This window comes from Streptococcus mitis (genome assembly GCF_026782895.1).
In the GTDB taxonomy this organism is placed as follows: Bacteria; Bacillota; Bacilli; order Lactobacillales; family Streptococcaceae; genus Streptococcus; species Streptococcus mitis_CB.
The window spans coordinates 1-2,312 of sequence record NZ_JAKUXJ010000011.1; the positions used below are offsets into that span (position 1 = coordinate 1).

Sequence of the window (2,312 nt, forward strand, 5' to 3'; positions counted from 1 at the left end):
GATTGCTGGTGTGATCGGTTCAAGGAAAAAAGAAGCAAACAATATCGTGCCAGGAGTAGCCATTGCTACAGCTTTGATGCCGCCTATCTGTACTGCTGGCTATGGTTTAGCTAATGGGAATGTACGATTTTTATTGGGGGCTCTCTATCTTTTCTTGATCAACTGTGTCTTTATCATGCTAGCCAACATTGTTGGAACAAGAATTTTGATGAGAAAATCTCCTTTAACTTCATTTAAAGAGCTGAGCATTAAAATGAGAATTGGCTTGATTTCTTTGATTGTATTGTTGATTCTTCCAGCTAGCTATTCGGCAGTTACTCTGACAATAGAACAAGCGCGCAAAGAAGGGATCAAACAGTTTGTAGGAAAAGAGTTCGCCAATTATACGGTTATTAATCAAGTCTACAAGTCAAGTAACAATGAATTGGTCTTGACGGTTGTTGGAGATCCGATTTCAGAAGAAGAATTAGAAACACTCCACCAAAAACAAGCCTCTTACGGTATTCAATCTGTTCAATTGAAAGTGAATCAAGTTCAGAACTCGCCAACATTAGATAGTGAAGCGACCAAGGAATTTTATGAAACCATTAACAAGTATATCGATCAAAAACTCTCTGAAAAGGATTCACAAAAAGATCTCGTAAAAGAAAATGAAGCAGACAAGGATTGAGGACAATGAACTGAATCGGTTTTTACGCCGTGTTTTTCTTGTATCTTCCTCTTTCTTACTTATAGCAGGTTGTTTTTGCTTGAATAAGAAATAAATTAGAAGTTCTATCATCTAAGAAAAATGATGAAAAAAATCATTTAACTAATGGTGTGAACGTTTAGTGTTTATCAGCTCCATTCTCTGTAATTTTGGGGGTAAAATCCACACCATTTAGATAAAATTAGTTGAATTTGATTGGAAAAACGCTTTTATAAAAGCGGAGAAAAGTCTTGATATTACGCTGTTTTTAGTCCAACTGAAATTCATACTTTCCAAACCAGGCTTGAAAAAAGCTCGTAAAGCATCACAATTTAGTAAACGTTAAAACTTATTTAAACTTATTGAAAGCATTTCGTATCAAAAATACGGGATGCTTTTTCTGTTCACCCCAAATTTTTGTAACTAGGTGATACTTGAAATTAATACAAATTTGGTTGTTTTTGATAAATCTAAGCAACACTAAATGATGAAGTGAAAGGGGATGAATCTTTGATAGTATTCATTTATTGTGAAATATGATATATTTATTAATTAGATGGATGAATACTTCTAGAGTTAAATATAGCATAATAGGGACAGACTTTTTGGTTTATTTTTGTTTGTAGTCGGATTATGAAAGAATATCCAATATTATGCGATAAGATAGAATGTTACAAAAAAGAAAGGGGATGCAATCCGATGAAGAAAGACAGATTAATTGTATTGACAGATGCTGTTCTAGCAATTATTATGACCATCTTGATTTTAGAGTTAGAAAAACCAACAACACCAAGTCTTGAAGCTTTTTGGGATTTACGGCAAAATTTCTTTGCTTGTTTTCTTTCCTTTTTCTGGTTGGGATCGTTATGGATGGCACTAAACACATTATGGGAAAAGGTTGAGAAAATTTCCTCAGAAATTATTTGGTGGAATTTGTTTCTACTCTTGGAGCGGCAGGAGTTCTCTTTGGAGAATTTCATGCCATCCAAGATACCAGTCTGAATGATGTGGTGGACCGGATCTATATAAATGTCAAGGATTTACCGTTTCAGTCCTTGGGAGCTTTAGCTAATATCCTGTCTGATGTTAAGAAGGGACTGATTCAAGACAGTCATATCTGGTCTTTCTTCCAGTCATTTTTCAAACAATATCAGTTGATAATCAGCTTAAATCAGATCTATCAGTTTGTCTATCTTTCTCTGATGGAGATCATGTCCTATCTTCACTTTGATTATTGGAAAAAACGGCTCGGTCAGGAGCTAGTATGAATAAGGAGAACAAATGAGACGTTTAAAAATGTTATGGCATATTATACAGGTTACGGGTTTTACTCGGTTTGCTCTGAGTTTTGTGACCTTTGTTTTTGGGTCAGGAGGCGTGCTTTTCCTAGTTGAACCTGCTATCACAAATTACGGAGACGGTCTTTGGTATGCTTTTGTGACTTCGACGACTGTCGGCTACGGGGATCTCCTAGCTGTGACCTTGATTGGAAGGATTACCAGTGTCTTCTTGACGATTTATGGGCTCATATTTTTTGGCTGTTTATCAGCTGTTATTATTAATTATTATACCGATTTAAATAAGGAAAGAGGAGAGGACAAATGACTGCCAATTATTCAACACG

4 protein-coding genes are annotated in these 2,312 nt (G+C 35.4%); all 4 read left to right on the plus strand.

The features are described 5' to 3' along the window. The coding region (locus MK480_RS10040) for a DUF389 domain-containing protein (protein ID WP_268707618.1) at positions 1 to 670 on the plus strand (670 nt) is incomplete at its 5' end. Positions 671 to 1,387: 717 nt separating this feature from the next. After that, positions 1,388 to 1,690, plus strand: a complete 303-nt coding sequence (locus MK480_RS10045; protein ID WP_004240734.1) for a TMEM175 family protein — start codon at positions 1,388 to 1,390, stop codon at positions 1,688 to 1,690. Then, positions 1,615 to 1,956 (plus strand): hypothetical protein, encoded by a 342-nt coding sequence (locus MK480_RS10050; protein WP_000397556.1) that lies wholly within the window; start codon positions 1,615 to 1,617, stop codon positions 1,954 to 1,956. The genes MK480_RS10045 and MK480_RS10050 overlap by 76 nt, the downstream gene beginning before the upstream one ends. Before the next feature lie 13 nt (positions 1,957 to 1,969). Continuing rightward, a complete protein-coding gene (locus MK480_RS10055; protein WP_001253404.1) occupies positions 1,970 to 2,293 on the plus strand; it encodes a potassium channel family protein in 324 nt (107 codons plus the stop codon). The last annotated feature ends 19 nt before the right edge of the window (positions 2,294 to 2,312 follow it).

What these genes read in the sequence shown, in the direction of transcription:
- MK480_RS10045 (WP_004240734.1), top strand. Translation starts at nt 1,388, where the DNA reads ATGAAGAAAGACAGATTAATTGTATTGACAGATGCTGTTCTAGCAATT.
- MK480_RS10055 (WP_001253404.1), top strand. Translation starts at nt 1,970, where the DNA reads ATGAGACGTTTAAAAATGTTATGGCATATTATACAGGTTACGGGTTTT.